Origin of the sequence: Brevibacterium oceani, from assembly GCF_017948325.1 — a bacterium.
Classification (GTDB): domain Bacteria; phylum Actinomycetota; class Actinomycetes; order Actinomycetales; family Brevibacteriaceae; genus Brevibacterium; species Brevibacterium oceani.
The window spans coordinates 1,637,372-1,657,514 of sequence record NZ_CP072846.1 but is presented as its reverse complement, the minus strand read 5'-3'; the positions used below and the strand labels follow the sequence as shown (position 1 = coordinate 1,657,514).

The following is a 20,143-nucleotide window of genomic DNA, read 5'->3' as shown; positions in this document are numbered from 1 at the left end:
CGTCACACCACGAGCAGCGGAATGTGGAGCTCACGCTCCGTGGTCGAACCGTGGTGTCCGATGAGGGCGATCGCCGAGGGTGATTCGGTATCCGAGTCGACGACGGCGAACTCGTCACGGCAGATGACCAGGAGGTCTCCGATGCGCGGTCGGAACCGCGGGTCGACGGGTCCGAAGTAGCCGCGTCGGATGGCCTCATCGCGGCTGAGGATGAGCGCCCTGTCCCCGACCGTCTCGGTCCAGGCCGATGCCACGTCGGCCGCGGCGCCGGCTTCGGCATAGAGGTGGACCGCACGCGGTTCGCCGCCGACGTGCCGGACACCCGAACGCAGCGCCGGAGCATCGGCGAGGTCGAGGCGACAGGTGTGGTCGATGTCGACCATGCCGTGGTCGGCGGTGACGATCATCGTCGAATCCGAAGGCAGATCCGTGGCCAGCTGCGACAGAGCCAGGTCGACGCTTTCGAGTTCCTCGGTCCACTGCGAAGAGTTCGAACCGTGGACGTGACCGGTCTTGTCGAGATTGCCCCAGTACAGATAGACCAGTCGGCGGCCGGGAGCCTTCGCCTCTTCGACGGCCTGAGCGCAGCGCTGCTCGAGTGTCTTGGACGCCCGGAATCGTCCGCCCCGCAGAGAGGCACGGTTGAGTCCGCGACCGGCGAACTTCGCCTCCCCGAGGCTGACGACATCGACATCGGCATCCGTGAGGCGTTCGAACAGGGTCGCGTCGGGCACCCACGCGACGGGGTCGACGTCGAGGTTCCAGGTCAGCTGGTTGAATACGGCGTCCTGGGCCGGGTCGAGGACCCGGTAGCCGACGACTCCGTGGCCACCGGGCAGACGTCCTGTGGCCAGTGAGGACAGTGAGTTCGCGGTCGTCGAGGGGAATCCTGTCGACAGAGTCCGCCGGGACGCCGCCAGGGACCGGAAGAACGGCGTGTACCCACTGTACTGACGCAGTTGGCTCTCGCCGAGGCCATCGATGAGCACGACCACGGCAGTGCGGGTCTCCCGGTCGATGCCCAAGCGCCGTGCCCTGGCCCGTGCGGTGTCGTCGAAGATTCCACCCGCACCGAGGCTGAGTGCCGCGGCCGGGATCACATCGGAGAGGATGGGGCCGGAATAGTCCGGGGGACGCAGCAGGTCGGCGCTCACGGCCGATTCGGGTGTCATCTCGCTCATCAGCGCCGCGACCGGAGCCGGGCGTGGAAGACCGCGGCCCGCAGTTTGGCCGCGAAGTCGGCGATCCGGTCGACGGAGGACTGGCCTTCTGCTTCGGCCGAGACCCTGAGCATGACATCCTCGGCGAAGATCGATCCGCCGTAGCCGTGATCACCCATGCAGTTGGGATCCCCGCAGGTCTCCGGGAAGGCCTCCACCCGCTTCGAGGCGCCCCAGGACAGGGTGAGCGAGACCTCGACAGGTTTGTCGCCGGGCTCGTACGCGGCAGGATCGGCGTAGGTGCGCCCGACCATGACGGTGCCGAGGCGATCGAGTTCGATATCCTCGCTGCTGGTCACGGCGCGCGGCTTCGATCCCGGCGCAGCGTTCGGGTCGTCGTCGACATGGGCCAACAGCAGCCGGGTCTCGGTGAGGACGAACGCAGTGACGTGCCGGTGGATGGATTCGATGTCGACGTGGGTGTCGATGTGGACGAAGTGCGCGAGCACCGGTTCGTCGTAGAGGGAGTCGGCGAGTATGCCCTGAGTGAGCTGGGGGTAGTAGCCGGCCGACTGCAGATCGTGAACGAGAACCTCGGGTAATGCCATGCGTTCCATTGTGCCCCACTCCCCCGGAGACTTCCCAGCGCGGTCGCGGCTCCTCCGGACTCCGACGGCCGCAACCTCGCCGAGACCCCTATGCTGGGAGCATGGAAAACTATCCTGCCGGCTGGGAAGCCGATGTCGTCCTCCGCGACGGCGGCACCGCCCATCTGCGCCCGATCACTCCTGCCGATGCCGATGCCCTGGCCCGCATGCACGAGGCCCAGTCACCGGAGTCCGTCTATCTGCGTTTCTTCGCCCCGCTTCCGCGGCTGCCCAAGCGGGACCTCGAACGTTTCGTCAATGTCGACCACCGCGATCGCGTCGCACTGATCATGCTCATCGGCGATGACATCATCGGAGTGGGTCGTTTCGACAAGATCTCCGACACCGAGGCCGAGGTCGCGTTCAACATCGCCGATGCCCATCAGGGCCGCGGCATCGGGTCGATCCTCCTCGAGCACCTGGCCGCCGCGGCCAGGGAGTCAGGAATCCAGCGTTTCACCGCCGAGGTGCTCCCCCAGAACCGTTCGATGCTCCAGGTCTTCCAGGCCGCCGGCTACGAGGTGTCCCGCGGATTCGACGACGGCGTCGTGGCCGTGAAGTTCGACATCGACCCCACGGCACGCTCGATCGAGGTGCAGGCCTCCCGTGAGCACAGGGCCGAGGCCCTGAGCGTCCGCACGGTCCTCCACCCCACCTCGGTGGCGGTGATCGGCGCCAGCCGCAAACGCAATTCCACCGGCCACCTGCTCATCCGCAACATCACCGCGGCGAAGTTCGCAGGCGACCTCTGGGTCGTCCACCCCGAGGCCGATCAGATCGCCGGCGTCCAGGCGTACCCGAGCCTCGATGCACTGCCGGGCAAGGCCGACCTCGCTGTCATCGCGGTCCCGGCCGAGTCCGTCACCGAGGTGGTCAAGGACTGCGCCGTGCACGGGATCAAGGCCGTGCTCGTCATCTCCTCCGGCTTCGCCGAGACCGGCCCCGACGGCGCCGAACTGCAGCGTCGGATGGTCGCGACCGCGCGGGCCTACGGGATGCGGGTCGTCGGCCCGAACTCCTTCGGACTGGTCAACGAGGCCGAGAACGTCTCCCTCAATGCCTCCCTCGCCCCGTTCCTGCCGGCCTCGGGCACGCTCGGACTGTTCAGCCAGTCCGGAGCACTCGGCACCGCGCTGCTCGCGGCGGCGAAGAACCGCGGACTGGGCGTCTCGACCTTCGTCTCCGCGGGCAACCGGGCCGATCTGTCCGGCAACGACCTCCTCCAGTACTGGGAGGAGGACCCGGCCACACAGACCGTCGGGCTCTACCTCGAGTCCATCGGCAATCCGCGGAAGTTCTCCCGCATTGCGCGCAGGGTCTCTCGCGTCAAGCCCGTCATCGTCATCAAATCCGACCTCACCGGCAGAGAGCTGCCGCCCGGGCACATCGTGCGCACCTCTTCCCTGGCCCCGAACACCCTCGATCAGGTGCTCGAACAGGCGGGAGTGATCAGGGCCGACACCATCCATCAGCTCTTCGACTTAGCGCAGGTCTTCGCCACGCAGAAGCTGCCGGCAGGACGACGGGCCGGCATCGTCGGCAACTCTGCGGCGATGGGCACGCTGCTCATGCAGCGAGCCCGCTCCGAAGGACTGCACGTGCACACCGACCCGGTGGCCCTGCACCCGGAGGTCGACGCGCAGACCTTCCGCGCCGAACTCGACGAGATGTATGCCCGGGACGACATCGATTCGGTCATCGTCACGTTCACTCCGTCGGCGGGAGCCGAGGAGTCGGAGATCGCCGCGCTGCTGTCCGAGGCCGCCGCACGGTCGGACAAGACCACGGTGGCCTGCTTCCTCGGCATTCAGGGCGTCCATGACGAACTGACCAGTTACATCAAGGATGAGGACGGCAATCGCGTTTCCCGCACGGTGCCCAGCTACATCGGCCCGGAGGACGCCGTGTGGGCGCTGGCCCGGGCGACTGACTACTCGCGCTGGCGGGCCGCCGACCACGGTCGCTACGTCGAACTCGACGACATCGACGACAGAGCGGTGCGCTCGATCATCGACTCGGCTCTGGACGGAGCGACACTGGGCACACCGGTGCGGCTCGAACGCGACGCCACCAGAGAACTGCTCCGCGCCTATGGAATCGAGGTCCTGCCGTATATCGCCGCCTCCTCGGTCGACGAGGGGCTCGCGGCCGCCGAGAAGATCGGCTATCCCGTGGCGCTCAAGGCGGTCACCAACGTGCTCCGGCATCGGATGGAGCTCGGCGGTGTGCGCCTGAACATCGATACGCCAGAAGAGCTGGCCGAGGACTTCGCCGCCGTGCAGAGGATCATCACCCAGGTGATCGGCGATGACGATCCCCTCGTCGACGTTCAGGCCATGGCTCCCCACGGTGTCCCCTGCGTCATCCGTGCCGGTGAGGACCCGCTCCTCGGGCCGCTGCTGTCGTTCTCTCTGGCCGGGGACACCACGGAACTGCTCGGCGACGTCTCGCACCGGGTCGCTCCCCTCACCGACCGGGAAGCTGACGACATGATCCGCACGGTCAAGGCCTCCCCGCGCCTGTTCGGCTTCCGCGGCCTGCCCCCGATGAACATCGAGCCGCTCAGCGACGTCCTCGAAAGGCTCTCGGTGCTCGTCGAACGCCACCCGCAGATCCTCGAACTCGTCATCCATCCGATGATCGCCACGGAGGCCGAAGGGCATGTGCTCAGTGCCCGTGTGGATCTGCTGCCGGATCCGACCCGCATCGACGGCACTCGCAGGCTCCTCAGCTGAGCGCCGATGACGCGGTCGGATCCGCATCCGCGGTTCCTCGTCCGAGGGGCCTCCTCGGTCCGAGACGACACACCGAAGGCGGGACACCCTGCTGCGGCCGAGGAGGGGGAGACGCAGAAATGCGAATCCGACCGACTGCCTGGCGCGTCTTATACCAATTCGCAGACTCGACAGGTAGTGTCTGTATCCGTTCACCACGAAACGTTATGAATTCGTGCTTTACCGAGTGGTCGCTCAGGCGGCCGCAGTCTGTGGCCAGTCACTGGCCATCCACCGTCCCAGGCGTCCGCATCCGGCGGGTGTCCCATGAGAGCGAGGCCTCACAGTCATGATTTCGCGCAGAGACGTCGTCACCGACTCAGCGATCGCCGTAGTCGCCGAACAAGGAGTCCGCGGGCTCACACACCGAGCCGTCGACGCCCTGGCAGAGCTGCCGGTGGGTTCGACGTCAAATGTCTACCGCACCCGCGATGCCCTGATCACCGGAATCATGGAGCGCATCGGCGAACTCAACTCCCAACAGCTCGAGCGCCTGCCCGAACAGATACGCGCCGAGGGTGCCGAACCCCTCGAGGTGGCCGTCGAGTTCTGCATGAACTGGCTGACCACCGACCGCAATCGCTTCTACACGATGATGATGCTCAGCCTCGACCCGGCGCTGCCGCCCGAGGCAGTGGCAGCCAAGGAGAAGAACCTGCGCGCGATCCACGACTTCATCATGCGCATCGCGGGAGTCGACGCCGACTACGCCCGCAGGCTCAACAGCTCGGTTGCCGGAATGATGCTCTCCGAGCTCGTCTCCGGAACCGCCGACCGCGACCACGTCGAGACCTACATGAGGGAGTTCTTCGTGTGGCTGAATGCGAGCCGCGAGACCTCCTGAGACTCCGACACGAACCCTCCCGAAACGCCTGATTGAGCCGGAGACCTCGAATCGAACGCTAGAATCGACGGGTGCCCTCGTGCGCTGAAGTGACGCTTCGGCGCAGGCGGGCGACCGAATCGAACAGTTCGTGCGTCAAAGGAGTTCCATGCCCGAAGGCAGAGTCATCGAAGTCGACGTCTCATCAGAGATGGAGAGTTCGTTCCTCGAATATGCGGTCTCGGTCATCCACTCCCGCGCCCTGCCCGATGCCAGGGACGGTCTCAAGCCCGTCCAGCGCCGCATCGTCTATCAGATGGGCGATATGGGGCTGCGACCAGACCGCGGTCATGTGAAGTCCTCCCGCATCGTCGGTGACGTCATGGGCAAGCTCCACCCGCACGGCGACACCGCGATCTACGACGCACTGGTGCGTCTGAGCCAGGACTTCATCATGCGTGTGCCGCTCGTCGACGGCCACGGCAACTTCGGCTCCCTCGATGACGGGCCTGCGGCCCCGCGCTACACAGAAGCCCGGCTGACCACCGCATCGATGCAGATGATCGCCGGGCTCGACGAAGACGTCGTCGACTTCGTCCCGAACTACGACAACACGCTCACCCAGCCCGAGGTCCTGCCCAGCGCTTTCCCGAACCTGCTCATCAACGGCGCCTCGGGCATCGCAGTCGGAATGGCCACGAACATGGCTCCGCACAATCCCGGCGAAGTCATCGCCGCCTGCGCCCACCTCATCCGCAATCCCGACGCCGGGCTCTCGGAGCTCATGCGCTACATTCCCGGCCCGGATCTGCCCACCGGCGGGCGGATCATCGGCCTCGACGGTGTGCGTGAGGCCTATGAGACCGGTCGCGGCACCTTCCGCACCAGGGCCACCGTGTCCTTCGAGAACATCAGTGCCCGCCGCAAGGGCATCGTCGTCACCGAACTGCCCTACCTCGTCGGCCCGGAGAAAGTGGTGGCAAAGGTCAAGGACGCCGTCGGTGCGAAGAAGCTCACGGGAATCGCCTCCATCGACGACTACTCCGACCGCAAGAACGGCATGCGTCTGGTCATCGGGGTGAAGAACGGGTTCAATCCCGAGGCCGTCCTCGCCGAGCTCTACCGCCAGACACCGCTCGAGGAATCGTTCAGCATCAACAATGTCTGCCTCGTCGACGGGCAGCCGCGGACCCTGGGACTGCGTGAGCTCCTCACCGTCTACCTGTCCCATCGCATCGACGTGGTGCGCAGGCGCACGGTCTTCCAGCTGCGCAAGGCCAAGGACCGGCTCCACCTCGTCGAAGGTCTGCTCATCGCGATCCTCGACATCGACGAGGTCATCCAACTCATCCGCTCCTCCGACGATGCGGCGACGGCTCGGACGCGGCTGATGGACGTCTTCGAGCTCTCCGAGCTCCAGGCGACCTATATCCTCGACCTGCAGCTGCGCAGGCTCACGAAGTTCTCCCGTCTCGAGCTCGAAGCCGAACGGGACGAACTGAAGAAGCGCATCGACTATCTCGAATCGCTGCTCGCCGATGAGGCGAAGCTGCGTGAGCTCGTGGCCGCCGAGCTCGAGGCGACCGCCGAGGTCATCGGCTCGCCTCGACGCACGGTGCTCATCGAAGGATCGATGAAGGAGCTCAGCGCCAAGGGCAAGAAGGCGCCGACGAATCTCAAGATCGCCGACTCCCCCTGCCGAGTGCTCCTCTCGACGTCCGGGCGCATCGCCCGCACCTCCGATGCTGCGCCGCTGGCGCGTGAGGGGCGCCGCTCCAGCCATGATGCGCTGCGCTCGGAGATCGTGACTACGACGCAGGGCAAGGTCGGAGCAGTGACCTCGATGGGTCGGCTGCACATGGTCGACGTCGTCGACCTGCCCGCACTGCCGCCCGCGGCGGCGCGGCCCAATGTCGCCGGCGGAGTGAAGATCGCCGAATATGCGGCACTGGAGAAGGACGAGAAGATCCTCGGCCTCATCGATCTCGACCGGGAGTTCGTCCTCGGCACCGCCCAGGGCGTGGCCAAACGCGTCTCGGTGGCGGGGCGACCGAACAAGAGCGAATGGGAGGCCATCACCCTCAAGGGCAAGGACACCGTCGTCGGCGTCGCCCAGCCGGAGGACATCGATGACTCCCTGGCCGTGTTCGTCACTTCGAACGCCCAGCTGCTGGCATTCGACGCCGCGGGCCTGCGCGCACAGGGATGGAACGCCTCGGGTGTCGCCGGAATCAAGGTCGCCGCCGAGGCACAGGTGATCTTCTTCGGGATGACGCCGAAGGCAGCGAAGACCGATGAGGACGGCGACGCCGACGAAGCACTCGGCAGCTTCGCCGTGGTCACCGTCGCCAGCGGCGAGAACTTCTACGGTGCCCCGTCCTCGTCGATCAAGGTCAGCGAGTTCTCCGAGTTCCCGACGAAGGGCAGGGCCACCTCGGGGGTGCGTGCGCACAAGTTCCTCAAGGGAGAGTCCGAGCTGTCGCTGGCCTGGGTCGGCGACTCCCCGCAGGCCGCTGCCGTCGGCGGCGGCGCCCGGACCCTGCCGGGGGAGCTGTCGCGACGGGACGGCACGGGCTCTCCGCTGGAGTCGAAGATCGATGTCATCGGCACGCTGCCCCGCCTCGGCGGTGCAGAAGCCGTCGACCACACCACCGGCGCAGGCACGGGTGCCGACTCTGGTGCTGACGGAGACGACGCGGATGCCGTCGGCAGCGACTCAGCCGCGGAAGCGCGGGCATCGTCGGGTTCACAAGCATCGTCGAAACGGAAGTCTGCGGGATCGGGCCGGCGCGGACAGCAGGGCCTGGCGACGAGCTTCGACGAACTCGACCTCGATCTCGATGAGGCCAAGGACGAGATCGCGCGCTCGAAGTTCGATGACGAGGACGCGATCATCGTCTCCCACGACGATGAAGACGGAGACGACGACTCGGCTCTGTTCTGAGCCGAGACCGGGCCTCATGGCCCGGTGTCGACGCCGGGCCTCAGGCCTCGGTGTCGTCGTCGAGGTCGAGGCGCATCCGGGTCGCGGTGCCGCGCTTCATCTCCCCCACCGAGGTCTCTCCCAGCCCGTGCAGCGAGATCGACTGTCGCGGTTCGAAGACGTAGTCGTCGGAGGCCGAGAGCACTCGAGCGGTCTCCTCGTCGGTGAAGATCGTGCCGGGCTCGGCGACGGCGGTCAGGCGCGCGGCGAGGTTGACGCTCGAGCCGAAGATATCGCCCAGGCGTGAGAGCACCCGCCCCCAGACGAAGCCGACGCGGGCCTGGGGCAGGTCTTCGGCTGCGGTGACGCGCTCCATCAGCGTCATGGCGATCTCGGCTCCGGCCAAGGGGGTGGAGGCGGCGAAGAAGACCTCGTCGCCGACGGTCTTGATGACGCGACCGCCGCCGGTGGCGACGATGTTGTAGGCCATACCCTGGAACTCCTGGACCATGTCCGCCAGCTGCCTGGGCTCCATCTGCTGGGACAGGCGGGTGAAGGAGACGAGGTCGATGAAACCGACCGCACGGGCCAGCGGCATCGAGGAGTCGTACCAGCCCTGCCTGTTGTCCATGGCCAGTCCGTCGGAGACGTTGACGTTGAGGCGACCCATGACATCGGCGAGGTTGCGTCGCCACGAGTAGGTGAGCATCTTCTGCAGCGGGTCGATCATGTCCTCGACGACCTGCAGGGCGTCCCGCCTGGCCTCCGGGTCGCTCAGACCCTTCTCCTCGGTGAGGAATTCGACGAGGGTCTCCATCTGCCAGACCACGAGGCGGTCGGTGGTCTGTCCGATCGCACGGGCCAGGGACAGCGCGGTCGTCTGATCGATGAGTCCGTCGGCCACGGGCTTCGCCCAGATCCGCAGAGCATGGGCGTCGCTGACTGTGTAGGCCTTGTCCGTCTCCTTCGCCTGTGACATGCCCAGTGCGCGCCACATCTTGCGCGCCGAGACGGTGGAGATGCCGCCGAGTTTGGCCGCTTCCCGGCGATCGAGGACGCGTTTGCCGTCGAGGAGGATCTCTTCGAGGCGTTCGGCCGCAGTCCGTGTCTCGTAGATCGTGTCGTCGAAGTCGGGGTCATCGTCGTCGGCCGCCTCGGCGCCGTCAGCGTCGACGATGGGAATCGCCGAGGTTCGCGGGTCCTCGTGCAGTCCCCCGAAGAAGTCCTCGGCGGCGGCCACAGAGTCCTCGGGCACGTCGTCGAGGCTCTCATCTGCGTCGGCAGTTTCCGGCTCTTCGTCGGGCGCGGAGGCATCGAAGACGGCCGAATGCGACGGTGCCGCCGAGTGGGCCGCGGTCTGCGTCGGCAATGTCAAGTGGGCCGCACTGCTCGCGCCGCCGGTCTCCTTCGCGTCGGTGTCGTCCTCGTCGGCGGATCCGAGCCCGCGGAGGAGGTCGTCATCACCGTGTTCGATCCCCTGCACCGAGGCTGTCGAGGCACCGTGCTCGGCCGCTGCGTCTGCGTAAACTGCGTCGGTGTCGTCGTCGATCGACATCAGTGCTCACCTCCGTCGGGGCCGGGCGGGACGGTTCCGGGCGGGATGGAGACGGGACGCAGATGGTGAACGTCGCCGGCGCTGACGGACACCCGGTCATCGATGATGAGGTCGGCTCCGGAGTCGAGGCCGGTGGCGATGCCGATGAGTTCTGAGCCGTCGGGCTTCTCCACTCTGACCTGCGTCCCCAGCGTCACCATGTGCTCACGCACCCGGTGCGCCGTGGGGCTGTCCCGGAAATCCGTCTCGCCATATTCCGTCAGCTCTCTGTAACAGGGAATCAGTGTGCTCAGGATGGAGACTAGCAATGCTTCATGATCAATCTCTGAACCGTCCACGCCGGTCTCGATGGCCAGTGAGCTCGCATCGGCACGAGGCAGGTCGTCCGGCTCCAGCCTGGTGTTCAGCCCCATTCCCAGGATGATCTGCGGCCCCTGCGGCAGCGGTTCGACACGGGCGAGGATCCCGCACAGCTTCTTCCCGTCGACGGTGAGGACGTCGTTGGGCCACTTGATCACGGCGGGCACACCCGCCTCGGCGACGGCGGAGCGCACGGCCTCACCGGCGATGAGCGGGATCCACCCCCAGCGTGAGAATCCGACCGGCGGAGTGAGCAGGATCGACCACGTCAGGGAGCGTCGGGCAGGGACCGTCCAGGTCCGGCCCAGTCGACCGTGACCGGAGTTCTGGAAGTCGGTGCCGCGGATGGTGAACTCGGCCGGGGCCTCGCCGCCGACGGCCTGCTCGCGGACCAGCGAGGCCAATTCGTCGTTCGTGGACGGGCACGTATCGTCCCAGATCAGACGTGGGATCGAAACTCCGCGGTCCGCAGCGGCGCGGATCACCGAGGCCGAATCGACGAGCAGAGGAATGTGTTGGCTGTTCACCAGTCCACTCTAGATTCTTTTGGCGAGAGTGCACAATGAAACGCTGATGCGTCGTTATTGTGGGAGGTATGACGGATACCCCACGGACAACAGCCGAGCGCATCGACGCTTTCACCGAGCGTCGGGACGCGGCCCACACCGGCAACCAGCGCTCGGTGGACAATCAGCACAACCGCGGCAAGCAGACCGCCCGTGAACGCATCACAGCTCTCCTCGACGCCGACTCCTTCCAGGAGATCGACGAATTCGCCCGCCACCACAACCACCAGTTCGGGATGGAGAACAACCGCCCCGACGGTGACGGAGTGGTCTGCGGACTGGGCACGATCGAAGGCAAGACCGTCGCCGTCTTCGCCCACGACTTCACCGTCCTCGGCGGGTCCCTGGCAGAGGCGAACGGCCGCAAGATCGTCAAGGTGCAGAAGCTCGCGCTCAAGCTCGGCTGCCCGATCATCGGCATCAACGACTCCGGCGGCGCCCGCATCCAGGAGGGCGTGGGATCGATCGCGCTGTTCGCCGAGATCTTCCGCCTCAACGTCGCCTCCTCCGGAGTCATCCCGCAGATCTCACTGATCATGGGCCCCTCCGCCGGCGGCGCGGTCTACTCCCCCGCGCTGACCGACGTCACGATCATGGTCGACCAGATCAGCCACATGTACATCACCGGTCCCGACGTCATCAAGACCGTCACCGGCGAATCCGTCGGGCATGAGGAGCTCGGCGGCGGACGGACGAACAACACGGTCTCCGGCAACGCCCACTACCTCGCCAGCGACGAGGAGGACGCGGTCAACTATGTGCGCGACCTGCTCTCCTTCCTTCCCCAGAACAACCTCGACCCGGCCGACGCCGACGAATTCGAGTCCGATCTGTCGCTGAGCCCGGAGGACGAGGCGCTGGATAAGCTCATGCCGGACTCGCCGTCGCAGCCCTACGACATCCTCGACGTCGTCACCACGATCCTCGACGACGGTGAGTTCCTGCAGGTCTCCGAGCTCTTCGCGCCGAACGTCGTCACCGGCTTCGGACGTGTCGAAGGGGTGAGCGTCGGCGTCATCGCCAACCAGCCGATGCAGCTGGCCGGCACGCTCGACATCGACGCCTCGGAGAAGGCGGCCCGCTTCGTCCGCCTCTGCGACGCCTTCAACATCCCGATCCTCACCTTCGTCGACGTGCCCGGGTTCCTCCCCGGAACCGATCAGGAGTACGGCGGCATCATCCGCCGCGGGGCGAAACTCATCTACGCCTACGGCGAGGCGACCGTCCCTCTGGTCACGCTCATCACCCGCAAGGCCTACGGCGGTGCGTACTGCGTGATGGGGTCGAAGCAGCTCGGCGCGGACATCAACCTCGCCTGGCCGAGCGCGCAGATCGCGGTCATGGGAGCCCAGGGGGCGGCGAACATCGTCTACCGTCGCACACTCAAGGCTGCCGAGGAGGCCGGTGAGGATGTGGAGGCCAAGCGCAGCGAGCTCATCCAGGACTACGAGGATGCTCTGCTCAACCCGTACCTCGCGGCCGAAGAGGGCTACATCGACGCGGTCATCAAGCCCAGCGAGTCCCGCAACCGGATCGTCCGTGCGCTGCGTGCGCTGAAGAACAAGCACGTCGACGCGCCCGCGCGCAAGCACGGTAACATCCCACTATGAGTGAGGAAGCGCAGACCGACACCGAGGCGGACGCGCCCACAGGCACGGACCCCGAACCCATCGACGACGCTCTGAGGGTGCCGTCCGTCGAGGGACGGTCCCAGGTGCACTCCGATGACGGCGAGCCGATCAGCGATGAGATGGCCAGCGCGGCCGCGGTGGCCGCCGTCGTCGCGATCCGCCAGGTCGCGATCGCCTATGCCGCCCAGCAGGCCGCTGCCGCGGACGAGTCCGAGACCCGCAAGGGCGACAGAGCAGGCTTCCGAGCACCGCGCAGGAACGTGCGCAGGCGACTCCCCCAGACCTGGGACCAGCATCTGGGTCGCTGAGGCATTCTCACCGTTTCAGTCGAACCGAATGGGGCCGGCGGAAGAGGATTCCTCTTCCGCCGGCCCCATTCTCATCCCACTTCGGGGACCGATCACTTCAGCCGGTACTGCTCCTTGTCCGGGTCGGCCCACAGTCGATTCGCATCATCGGCGCGGTGGATCGTGCCCGTATCGGCGCCGAGGTCCGGCTGCGCTCCCTCAGCCACGGTGACCGTGGACAGGCGCCCCTCGCCCGCGGTCGCCTCGGTGTCGGTGTTGACGTCGGTGTCGGTGCCGGCGTTCGCGTTCGCGCGCCCGCCCATGTCCTCTCCGTACACGGCCTCACCGCGGGCCACCATGCCGGCGACGTCGGAGAGCTTGAGCTGCGGGAGGAACCAGGCGAGGACGAAGGCCACGAGGAAGACGGGGACCATGTACCAGAACGACGGCGCCAGCGCATCGGCATAGGCTCCGACCACGAGGTCGTGGATCGGACCCGGCAGATCGGCCACCGACTCCGGCGTGAGCGAATCGGTCGACGGGGCCCCGGCGGCGGCATTGGCCGCGTCCGCCGGCAGGCCGTGCATCGCCTCGGCGATCTTGTCCGACAGGCGCGTGGTGAAGATCGACCCGAACAGGGCGGTGCCGACCGACGCGCCGATCTCGCGGAAGTAGTTGTTCGTCGAGGTGGCCGTGCCGACGAGCTTCGGATCCACCGAGTTCTGGATGACGAGGACGATGATCTGCATGACCAGGCCCAGTCCGAAGCCCATCGTGAAGATCATGGTGCCGATGAGCACCATCGAGGTGTCCGCGGTCATCGTCGTCATCCACGCCAGCGCGGCACCGGCGATGAGGGTGCCGGCAAGCGGGTAGATCTTGTACTTGCCCGTCTTCGACACGATGATGCCCGAGACGATCGAGGTGAGCATGACACCGGCCATCATCGGCAGCATGAGCAGACCCGATCCGGTGACGTCGGTGCCGCCTGCCATCTGCAGGAAGGTCGGCAGGAACGCCATCGCGGAGAACATGCCCAGCCCCAGCAGCAGGCCGATGGTCGTCGAGAGGACGAACGTCGGATTGCGGAAGAGGTGGATCGGGATGATCGGGTTCGCGACCTTCGACTCGACGAGGACGAAGAGCACACCGGCGACGATGGTGCCGATGATGAGGCCGATGATCGTCGGTGAGTCCCAGTCGTAGTCGTGGCCGCCCCAGCTGGTGACGAGGATGAGCTGTGAGGTCGTGGCGACCATGAGGACGATGCCGAGGATATCGACCTTCTGATCCGAGCGGTGGCTGGGCAGCTTGAGCGCGAAGAGAGCGATGAGGAAGGCGATGATGCCGATCGGCACGTTGATCCAGAAGCACCAGCGCCAGTCCATGTGCTGGGTGAAGAACCCGCCGAGGACCGGTCCGAGCACACTCGAGATCGCGAACAGACCACCGAGCGGACCCATGTACTTTCCGCGTTCGCTCGCGGGGATGATGTCGGCGATGATCGCCTGGGACAGGATCATCAGTCCGCCACCGCCGAGGCCTTGGAAACCGCGCCAGGCGATGAGCTCCCAGAAGTTCTGCGACAGGCCCGAACCGAACGAGCCGATGACGAAGATCGCAATGGCGACGAGGAAGATGATCTTCCGGCCCCACATATCGCCGAACTTGCCGTAGAGGGGCATGACGATGGTCATCGCCAGCAGATAGATCGTGACCAGCCACGCCTGATGCTCGACCCCGTCGAGTTCGCCGACGATCGTCGGCATCGCCGTGGACACGATCGTCTGATCGAGGGTCGCTAAGAACATCGCGGCCATGAGCGCGGAGAAGATGAGGATGATCGTCCGCTTCGTCAGGACGATCGGGGCCTTTTCGGCCGTCGTGGATGCAGCACTCATGCTGATTCCTCCTTGAAGATCGAACGCAGTTCGTCGAAGAGCTCCGCGATGATGGGCTTCGGATCCCCTTCCGCTCGGCGCAGCCGGGTGATTGTCGCCTTGAGAGCCATCATCGCCAATGCCGCGACGGCCTCGGCACGTGCCGACACCGGGTCCTCGTCCTGATCGGCGGAGCAGGGGGTCGTCGCGGCGTCGGAGGGTGACAGCGGCGCCGAGGCGGTCCGCGGGCGGCCGTCGAGGCGGCGCTGGATGATCTGCCGGAAGAGCCGTTCATTGTTGCCCATCCGGGCCATCTGCAGCTGCAGCAGCGAGGGGTCCTGCTTGAGCATGAGGCGATACTGGTGCATCTCCTCGCGCTTGCCCATCCGGGTGGCGACGACGAAGCCGAGCAGGTGTTCGAGGTCGGCGATGAGTCTGCCGTGGGGGCCGCCGGCTTCGAATTCCTCGATGGCCGGCTGATCCTCTTCGTCGAACACGGTGTCGGCGCGCCCGAGGAGGGCCTCTTCCTTCGACGAGTAGTAGTTGAAGAACGTCCGCCTCGAGACTCCGCAGCGTTCGCAGATGTCTTCGACGGTGACGTTGTGATAGCCCTTCTCGAGGGCGAGATCGATCGCGGCACGGCGCAGGGCCTGACCGCGTTCGCGCTTTTTGCGTTCGCGCAGCCCCTCTGCCGGAGCCGGGGTCGCGCTGTCTGAACTGGACGTCATGACCCCATTGTTGCACTCAGTGCATTTTTACCTCAAGTGCAATTTTTGTGTTCTCGGACACAGCCGTCCGGACAGCGCCGGTCGGGCGCGACTCGCGCTCAGCGAAGCCGGTGCAGGTCGGGGGCGGCCGGTTTCAGTAGCCGAGCTTGGCGTTGGTCAGGACGGGCACCGCCTCGGCCGCCTTGTCAGCGCCCGCCAGGTCGAGGTCGACGATCTCGAGGTGTTCGGCACCGTCGAGCGAGGTCAGCACCGACCCGAAGGGATCGGAGACGAGGCTGTGACCGACTCCGGTCGGGCCTTTCTTCGGCACATCGACCCCGGAGACCTCGGGGTCGGCCTGGCCGAGGGCCGCGATGAACATATTCGAATCCAGTGCCCGGGCTCGGGCGAGGAGTTCCCACTGCTCGACCTTCCCGGGACCGGCTCCCCACGAAGCGGCGACGACGGCCAGCCTGGCACCGCGACGGCTGAGCTCGGCGAAGAGCTTGGGGAAGCGGATGTCGTAGCACAGGGCAAGTCCGATGTCCTCACCGTCGATGTCGATGACCGCGGGCTCCTCGCCGGCTTCGACGGTGTCCGACTCCTTGAAGCCGAAGGCGTCGTAGAGATGGATCTTCGCGTAGTCGGACCGCTCCCCCGACGGCGTGTAGACGGCGAGCAGGTTGATGACCTTGTCTTCGGTGGTCGCGAATTCGCCGACGATGACGGTGATGTCGAGTTCGGCGGAGAGTTCGGTCAGGGCGTCCCGCCAGGTCTCGACGTTGTCCTCGGCGATCGTCCGCAGCCCGGATCCGAAGGCCGACATCGTCGCCTCGGGGAAGACGATGAAGCGCGCCCCCGCCTCGGCGGCTGAGCGTGCAAAGGTCCGGACCTTCTCGAGATTGTCGGCCACTGCGGTAGTCGAGTTGATCTGAGCGAGCGCGAACTTCATTCTCATCCTCCGGGAAACGGGCGCAGGTGCGGTCAGTGGGAGTACCACCTCCTCAAGGCTATCCCGATCCCCACCCCCACAAAACCTCCCATTTGCTACCCGACGGCGGCGCAGCAACTTCGCGCGAGGTTGCTGCGCCGCCGTCGGGTAGCAAATGGGGTGGGATCAGGCGACGAACTCGCGTCCGGGACGACCGCCTCGGCGATGTCCGTGCACCCAGATGTAGACGCCGATGGAGACGACGACGAGCCCCGCGCAGACGAGGAACATGCCGTTTCCTCCCGTCATCGGGTAGAGGAAGCCGAGGACGACGGGGCCGATGCCCGATCCGGCATCGAGGAGGAGGAAGAACGAGGCGGTGGCCACGGGGACGCGGTTCATCGGCACGGATTTGACGGTGATCGCCTGCATACAGGGCATGAGGGAGCCGAAGCCGAGGCCGATGAGCACACCGGCCAGAATGATTCCGGTCATCGTCGGCCACAGGGCCAGCAGGATGTTCCCAGCGATGTCGCAGACGAAGACCGGGAAGATCACCGCGTTGTCTCCGAACACGTCCTGCAGCCGACCGACGAACAGGCGTGCCACCAGTGAAGCGACGGCGAAGGCGACGAAGAACAGGGAAGCCGCGGGCGCGACCCCGTGTTCGGCGGCGTAGCCGGCGAGGAAGACCAGCGCGGCGGCATAGGCGGTGCCGGCCAGCAGCATGACCGAACCGATGCGCAGGCCGTCGCGATCGACCAGGGTGCCGAGTTTGAGGTGCCATTTGGTTCGGCGCTGGTAGTCGCTGAGCTCCTGGACCGGCAGCCGGATGAGGAGGCAGCACGCAAGTGCGATGACGGACATGATCGCCGAGGCGACGAAGAGCATCGCGAAGTCGAACTGGCGCGGGATGATGACACCGAGGTACGGCCCCAGCGCTGTCGACAGGGTCGTCGCCGTGCCGAAGTACCCGGTCCCCTCGCCGCGGCGGGAGGAGGGGATGATGCTCTGGATCGCGGTCATGATCGCCGTGTTCCCGGCACCGAAGGCGATGCCGTGGACGATGCGCAGTCCCAGCAGAAGGGTAAGGTCATCGGCGACGAGATAGGCCAGAGAGGCGAGGACGGAGGCCGACATGGTGATGACGAGGAGTCTGCGTCGTCCGATGAAGTCGAGATACTTTCCGGTGAGCACGCGTGCCACGACCGCGCCGAGGACGAATGACGAGGACGCGAAGCCGGCAGCGGCCTCTCCCGCGGCGAAGCGCGCGACCGCATACCCGGCCATGGACGTCATGAGCAGGTAGAACACCATCGACATCGACAGGTTGAGCCCGATCCCGACGATGAAGTCCTTCGTCCACAGCTTCGCTCGTGCCACGGGTGATCGGTCTCGCTTTCTGCTGTGCGTCGGGAACACTGACACATTAGCGGGTTCGACGCGAAGAAGGTGCAGGTGTCCGGGCCGAACGTGACGCAGCTCGCGATAGGGTGGGATCCATGACCCAGAAGAGAACCCCCTCAGCCGTCGACGCCGTCGCCGAAGACTACGTCGACCGCTCCCTCGCCCTCTCCCCCTCCCTCGCCCTCTACCTCGGCCTCGACGGTGCGAAGGGATTCGACGACTTCTCCCCCGCGGGACTGGCCGCGTCCAACGATCTCACCGTCGAGACGCTGGCGAAGCTCGATGAGGTGGAGCGGACGAGCGAACTCGACGAGGTCGACCGCGTCACCATCGATGCGATGCGCGACCGCCTCGGCGTCGACCGGGATCACTTCGAGGCGGGGAACCGCCACGCGAGCCTCAACGTCATCGCCTCCCCGCTCCAGGACATCCGCGATGCCTTCGACCTCATGCCCACAGCGTCGACCGAGGACTGGGAGCAGATCGCGACGACGCTTGCCGCCGTGCCCGCCTCCGTCGCCGGGTACCGGGAATCGCTCGGCCTCGCGGCCGAACAGGGCCGGGTCTCCGCGCGGATCCAGGTCGAGAAGGTCATCGAACAGGCCCGCGCCCTCGCCCGTCCGGGCAGCAATTTCGATGCCCTCGTCGCCGGTGCCGCCGCAGTCCCGGAGACCCTGCAGTCCACTCTGAACACCGGCGCCGAGGCGGCTCGGGCCTCCTTCGATGAGCTCGCCGACTTCCTCGGCGAGACTCTGCTGCCGCAGGCACCGGAGAACGAGGCGTGCGGTCGCGACGCCTACGCGCTGCACTCGCGTGACTTCCTCGGTGCCGAGGTCGACTTCGACGAGACCTACGCCTGGGGGCTCGAGGAGCTCGCCCGCATCGACGCCGAACAGCGTGAGGTCGCCGAGAAGATCGCTCCGGGTGCCGGACTCTTCGAGGTCATGGAGATGCTGAATCAGGATCCCGAGCGGACCCTGCACGGCTCGGAGGCGCTGCGCGACTGGATGCAGCGGGTCGCCGACGAGGCGATCACCGAGCTCGGGAAGTCCCACTTCGACATCCCGGAGCCGGTGCGCACGATCGAGTGCATGATCGCGCCGTCGGCGACCGGTGGGATCTACTACACCGGCCCCACCGACGACTTCTCCCGTCCGGGTCGGATGTGGTGGTCGGTGCCCGAGGGCGTCACGGAGTTCGCGACCTGGCAGGAGAAGACCACCGTCTATCACGAGGGCGTGCCCGGTCACCACCTGCAGGTCGGTCAGGCCACCTACGTCTCCGACACACTCAATCGGTGGCGACGGCTGATGTGCTGGGTCTCCGGTCATGGTGAGGGCTGGGCTCTCTACGCGGAGAAGCTCATGGCCGACCTCGGCTTCCTCGACGAACCCGGCGACTACCTCGGCATGCTCGACTCGCAGCGGCTGCGGGCCGCCCGCGTCGTCCTCGACATCGGATTCCACCTCGGACTCGAGGCTCCGACCAGCCTCGGCGGAGGAATCTGGAACCGTGAGAAGGCCTGGCAGTTCCTCACCGACAACGTCGCGATGGACCGCTCATTCCTCGCCTTCGAACTCGACCGCTACCTCGGTTGGCCCGGCCAGGCGCCGAGCTACAAGATCGGTCAGCGGCTGTGGGAGCAGTTCCGCGACGAGGCTGCCGCCGAGGCGGGTGCCGACTTCGATCTCAAGGCCTTCCATACGAAGGCGCTCGGGCTCGGCTCGGTCGGCCTCGACGTGCTCGGCCGCGCGATGCGCCGCTGAGGAGGCGTGCCGATGAACAGTGGAACTCCGCGCTCCGAGACGGTGCGGGTCACCGAGGTCCTGCGCAACCAGATCATCGACGGCATCCGACTGCCGGGAGAGAGACTCGTCGAACGCAACCTCGCCGAGGAGCTCGGGGTCTCCCGCGTGCCCATCCGCGAGGCACTCAAGCAGCTCGCCTCGGAGGGCCTGGTCACGACGCGACCGAACACATGGTCGACCGTGCGCGAGTTCTCCCCCAGCGACATCGCCGACCTCAACGAAGTGCGCACCGTCTTCGACGTGCTGATCTTCGAACTCGCCGCACAGCGCCACACCCGTGAGGGCCTCGCGCGTCTCGAATCGACGATGCGCAGGGGCCGGGAGCTGTCGCAGAACGGTGACGTCGTCGGCGCCCATCGCAGCGCCGCGGAGTTCCACGCCATCGTCACCGAGCTCACCGGCAACGAACTGCTCGGAGAGATCGGGGCGCTGCTCGACTCCCGGATGCGCTGGCAGCTGAGCCAGCATGACGATCTCGATGTCGTCGCAACCGAGCATGCCGAACTCTTCGACGCCATCGCCAGGCGTGACCAGACGAAGGCCGGGGAACTGGCCAACCGACACCTGGGCACCAGCCAGGACCAGCATGACAAGCACACCGAGCGCCTGGCCCGGGCCGTCGAGGAGAAACGAGCGGTGCCGGAAGAGGCAGCAGAGCAGGGGGAACCGCCCGAGGAGGAGTGA

General features: G+C 66.5%; 15 protein-coding genes. 7 read left to right on the top strand and 8 right to left on the bottom strand.

Annotation, left to right across the window (positions count from 1 at the left end):
• Positions 1–2: 2 nt before the first annotated feature.
• Complete coding sequence (locus tag J9314_RS07240; RefSeq protein WP_210605128.1) at positions 3–1,172, bottom strand: alkaline phosphatase family protein; 1,170 nt, start codon at positions 1,170–1,172, stop codon at positions 3–5.
• Positions 1,173–1,180: 8 nt separating this feature from the next.
• Positions 1,181–1,768 (bottom strand): DUF5998 family protein, encoded by a 588-nt coding sequence (locus J9314_RS07235; RefSeq protein WP_181275596.1) that lies wholly within the window; start codon positions 1,766–1,768, stop codon positions 1,181–1,183.
• 101 nt (positions 1,769–1,869) lie between these two features.
• Between J9314_RS07235 and J9314_RS07230 the strand changes: the two genes are divergently transcribed.
• The 3 genes from J9314_RS07230 to J9314_RS07220 all read left to right on the top strand — a co-directional run bounded on the left by J9314_RS07230 (position 1,870) and on the right by J9314_RS07220 (position 8,348).
• Positions 1,870–4,542 carry a bifunctional acetate--CoA ligase family protein/GNAT family N-acetyltransferase gene (locus J9314_RS07230; protein ID WP_210605127.1) on the top strand — a complete coding sequence of 891 codons (2,673 nt, stop codon included), beginning with the start codon at positions 1,870–1,872 and terminating at the stop codon, positions 4,540–4,542.
• Positions 4,543–4,870: 328 nt separating this feature from the next.
• Entirely contained in the window at positions 4,871–5,425 is a 555-nt protein-coding gene (locus J9314_RS07225) for a TetR/AcrR family transcriptional regulator (protein WP_210605126.1), read from the top strand.
• A gap of 148 nt (positions 5,426–5,573) precedes the next feature.
• Positions 5,574–8,348, top strand: coding sequence for a DNA gyrase/topoisomerase IV subunit A (locus tag J9314_RS07220; RefSeq protein WP_210605125.1), 2,775 nt, complete (start codon positions 5,574–5,576; stop codon positions 8,346–8,348).
• Between the two features lie 40 nt (positions 8,349–8,388).
• Here the strand turns inward: J9314_RS07220 and J9314_RS07215 are convergent, their stop codons facing one another.
• A complete protein-coding gene (locus J9314_RS07215) occupies positions 8,389–9,882 on the bottom strand; it encodes an adenylate/guanylate cyclase domain-containing protein (RefSeq protein WP_246490658.1) in 1,494 nt (497 codons plus the stop codon).
• Positions 9,882–10,769, bottom strand: a complete 888-nt coding sequence (locus J9314_RS07210) for a biotin--[acetyl-CoA-carboxylase] ligase (RefSeq protein ID WP_210605124.1) — start codon at positions 10,767–10,769, stop codon at positions 9,882–9,884. The genes J9314_RS07215 and J9314_RS07210 overlap by 1 nt, the downstream gene beginning before the upstream one ends.
• Before the next feature lie 68 nt (positions 10,770–10,837).
• Here J9314_RS07210 and J9314_RS07205 point away from each other — a divergent pair, with 68 nt between their 5' ends.
• Together J9314_RS07205 and J9314_RS07200 are read left to right on the top strand one after the other, a co-directional pair.
• A complete protein-coding gene (locus J9314_RS07205; protein ID WP_181275591.1) occupies positions 10,838–12,418 on the top strand; it encodes an acyl-CoA carboxylase subunit beta in 1,581 nt (526 codons plus the stop codon).
• Entirely contained in the window at positions 12,415–12,747 is a 333-nt protein-coding gene (locus J9314_RS07200) for a hypothetical protein (RefSeq protein WP_210605123.1), read from the top strand. The genes J9314_RS07205 and J9314_RS07200 overlap by 4 nt, the downstream gene beginning before the upstream one ends.
• 92 nt (positions 12,748–12,839) lie before the next feature.
• Here J9314_RS07200 and J9314_RS07195 read toward each other — a convergent pair whose 3' ends face one another.
• From J9314_RS07195 to J9314_RS07180, 4 genes are all read right to left on the bottom strand, one after another.
• Positions 12,840–14,627 carry an MDR family MFS transporter gene (locus tag J9314_RS07195; protein ID WP_210605122.1) on the bottom strand — a complete coding sequence of 596 codons (1,788 nt, stop codon included), beginning with the start codon at positions 14,625–14,627 and terminating at the stop codon, positions 12,840–12,842.
• Positions 14,624–15,334 (bottom strand): TetR/AcrR family transcriptional regulator, encoded by a 711-nt coding sequence (locus tag J9314_RS07190; RefSeq protein ID WP_210605121.1) that lies wholly within the window; start codon positions 15,332–15,334, stop codon positions 14,624–14,626. Before J9314_RS07190 ends, J9314_RS07195 begins: the two co-directional genes overlap by 4 nt.
• A 133-nt stretch (positions 15,335–15,467) precedes the next feature.
• Positions 15,468–16,265, bottom strand: a complete 798-nt coding sequence (locus J9314_RS07185; protein WP_210605120.1) for a carbon-nitrogen hydrolase family protein — start codon at positions 16,263–16,265, stop codon at positions 15,468–15,470.
• A gap of 165 nt (positions 16,266–16,430) precedes the next feature.
• On the bottom strand, positions 16,431–17,627 hold the full coding sequence (locus J9314_RS07180; RefSeq protein ID WP_210605119.1) for an MFS transporter: 1,197 nt from the start codon (positions 17,625–17,627) through the stop codon (positions 16,431–16,433).
• 119 nt (positions 17,628–17,746) lie between these two features.
• On the opposite strand from J9314_RS07180, the gene J9314_RS07175 reads away from it, so the two are divergent.
• The gene (locus J9314_RS07175) at positions 17,747–19,417 is read left to right on the top strand and encodes a DUF885 domain-containing protein (RefSeq protein ID WP_210605118.1); all 1,671 of its coding nucleotides are present in this window, start codon (positions 17,747–17,749) and stop codon (positions 19,415–19,417) included.
• A gap of 12 nt (positions 19,418–19,429) precedes the next feature.
• Positions 19,430–20,143, top strand: coding sequence for a GntR family transcriptional regulator (locus tag J9314_RS07170; protein WP_210605117.1), 714 nt, complete (start codon positions 19,430–19,432; stop codon positions 20,141–20,143).

Excerpts from the sequence above, each read along its gene's own strand:
- J9314_RS07240 (WP_210605128.1), bottom strand. The coding sequence starts at position 1,172 with ATGACACCCGAATCGGCCGTGAGCGCCGACCTGCTGCGTCCCCCGGAC.
- J9314_RS07235 (WP_181275596.1), bottom strand. The coding sequence starts at position 1,768 with ATGGCATTACCCGAGGTTCTCGTTCACGATCTGCAGTCGGCCGGCTAC.
- J9314_RS07230 (WP_210605127.1), top strand. The coding sequence starts at position 1,870 with ATGGAAAACTATCCTGCCGGCTGGGAAGCCGATGTCGTCCTCCGCGAC.
- J9314_RS07225 (WP_210605126.1), top strand. The coding sequence starts at position 4,871 with ATGATTTCGCGCAGAGACGTCGTCACCGACTCAGCGATCGCCGTAGTC.
- J9314_RS07220 (WP_210605125.1), top strand. The coding sequence starts at position 5,574 with ATGCCCGAAGGCAGAGTCATCGAAGTCGACGTCTCATCAGAGATGGAG.
- J9314_RS07215 (WP_246490658.1), bottom strand. The coding sequence starts at position 9,882 with ATGTCGATCGACGACGACACCGACGCAGTTTACGCAGACGCAGCGGCC.
- J9314_RS07205 (WP_181275591.1), top strand. The coding sequence starts at position 10,838 with ATGACGGATACCCCACGGACAACAGCCGAGCGCATCGACGCTTTCACC.
- J9314_RS07200 (WP_210605123.1), top strand. The coding sequence starts at position 12,415 with ATGAGTGAGGAAGCGCAGACCGACACCGAGGCGGACGCGCCCACAGGC.
- J9314_RS07195 (WP_210605122.1), bottom strand. The coding sequence starts at position 14,627 with ATGAGTGCTGCATCCACGACGGCCGAAAAGGCCCCGATCGTCCTGACG.
- J9314_RS07190 (WP_210605121.1), bottom strand. The coding sequence starts at position 15,334 with ATGACGTCCAGTTCAGACAGCGCGACCCCGGCTCCGGCAGAGGGGCTG.
- J9314_RS07185 (WP_210605120.1), bottom strand. The coding sequence starts at position 16,265 with ATGAAGTTCGCGCTCGCTCAGATCAACTCGACTACCGCAGTGGCCGAC.
- J9314_RS07175 (WP_210605118.1), top strand. The coding sequence starts at position 17,747 with ATGACCCAGAAGAGAACCCCCTCAGCCGTCGACGCCGTCGCCGAAGAC.
- J9314_RS07170 (WP_210605117.1), top strand. The coding sequence starts at position 19,430 with ATGAACAGTGGAACTCCGCGCTCCGAGACGGTGCGGGTCACCGAGGTC.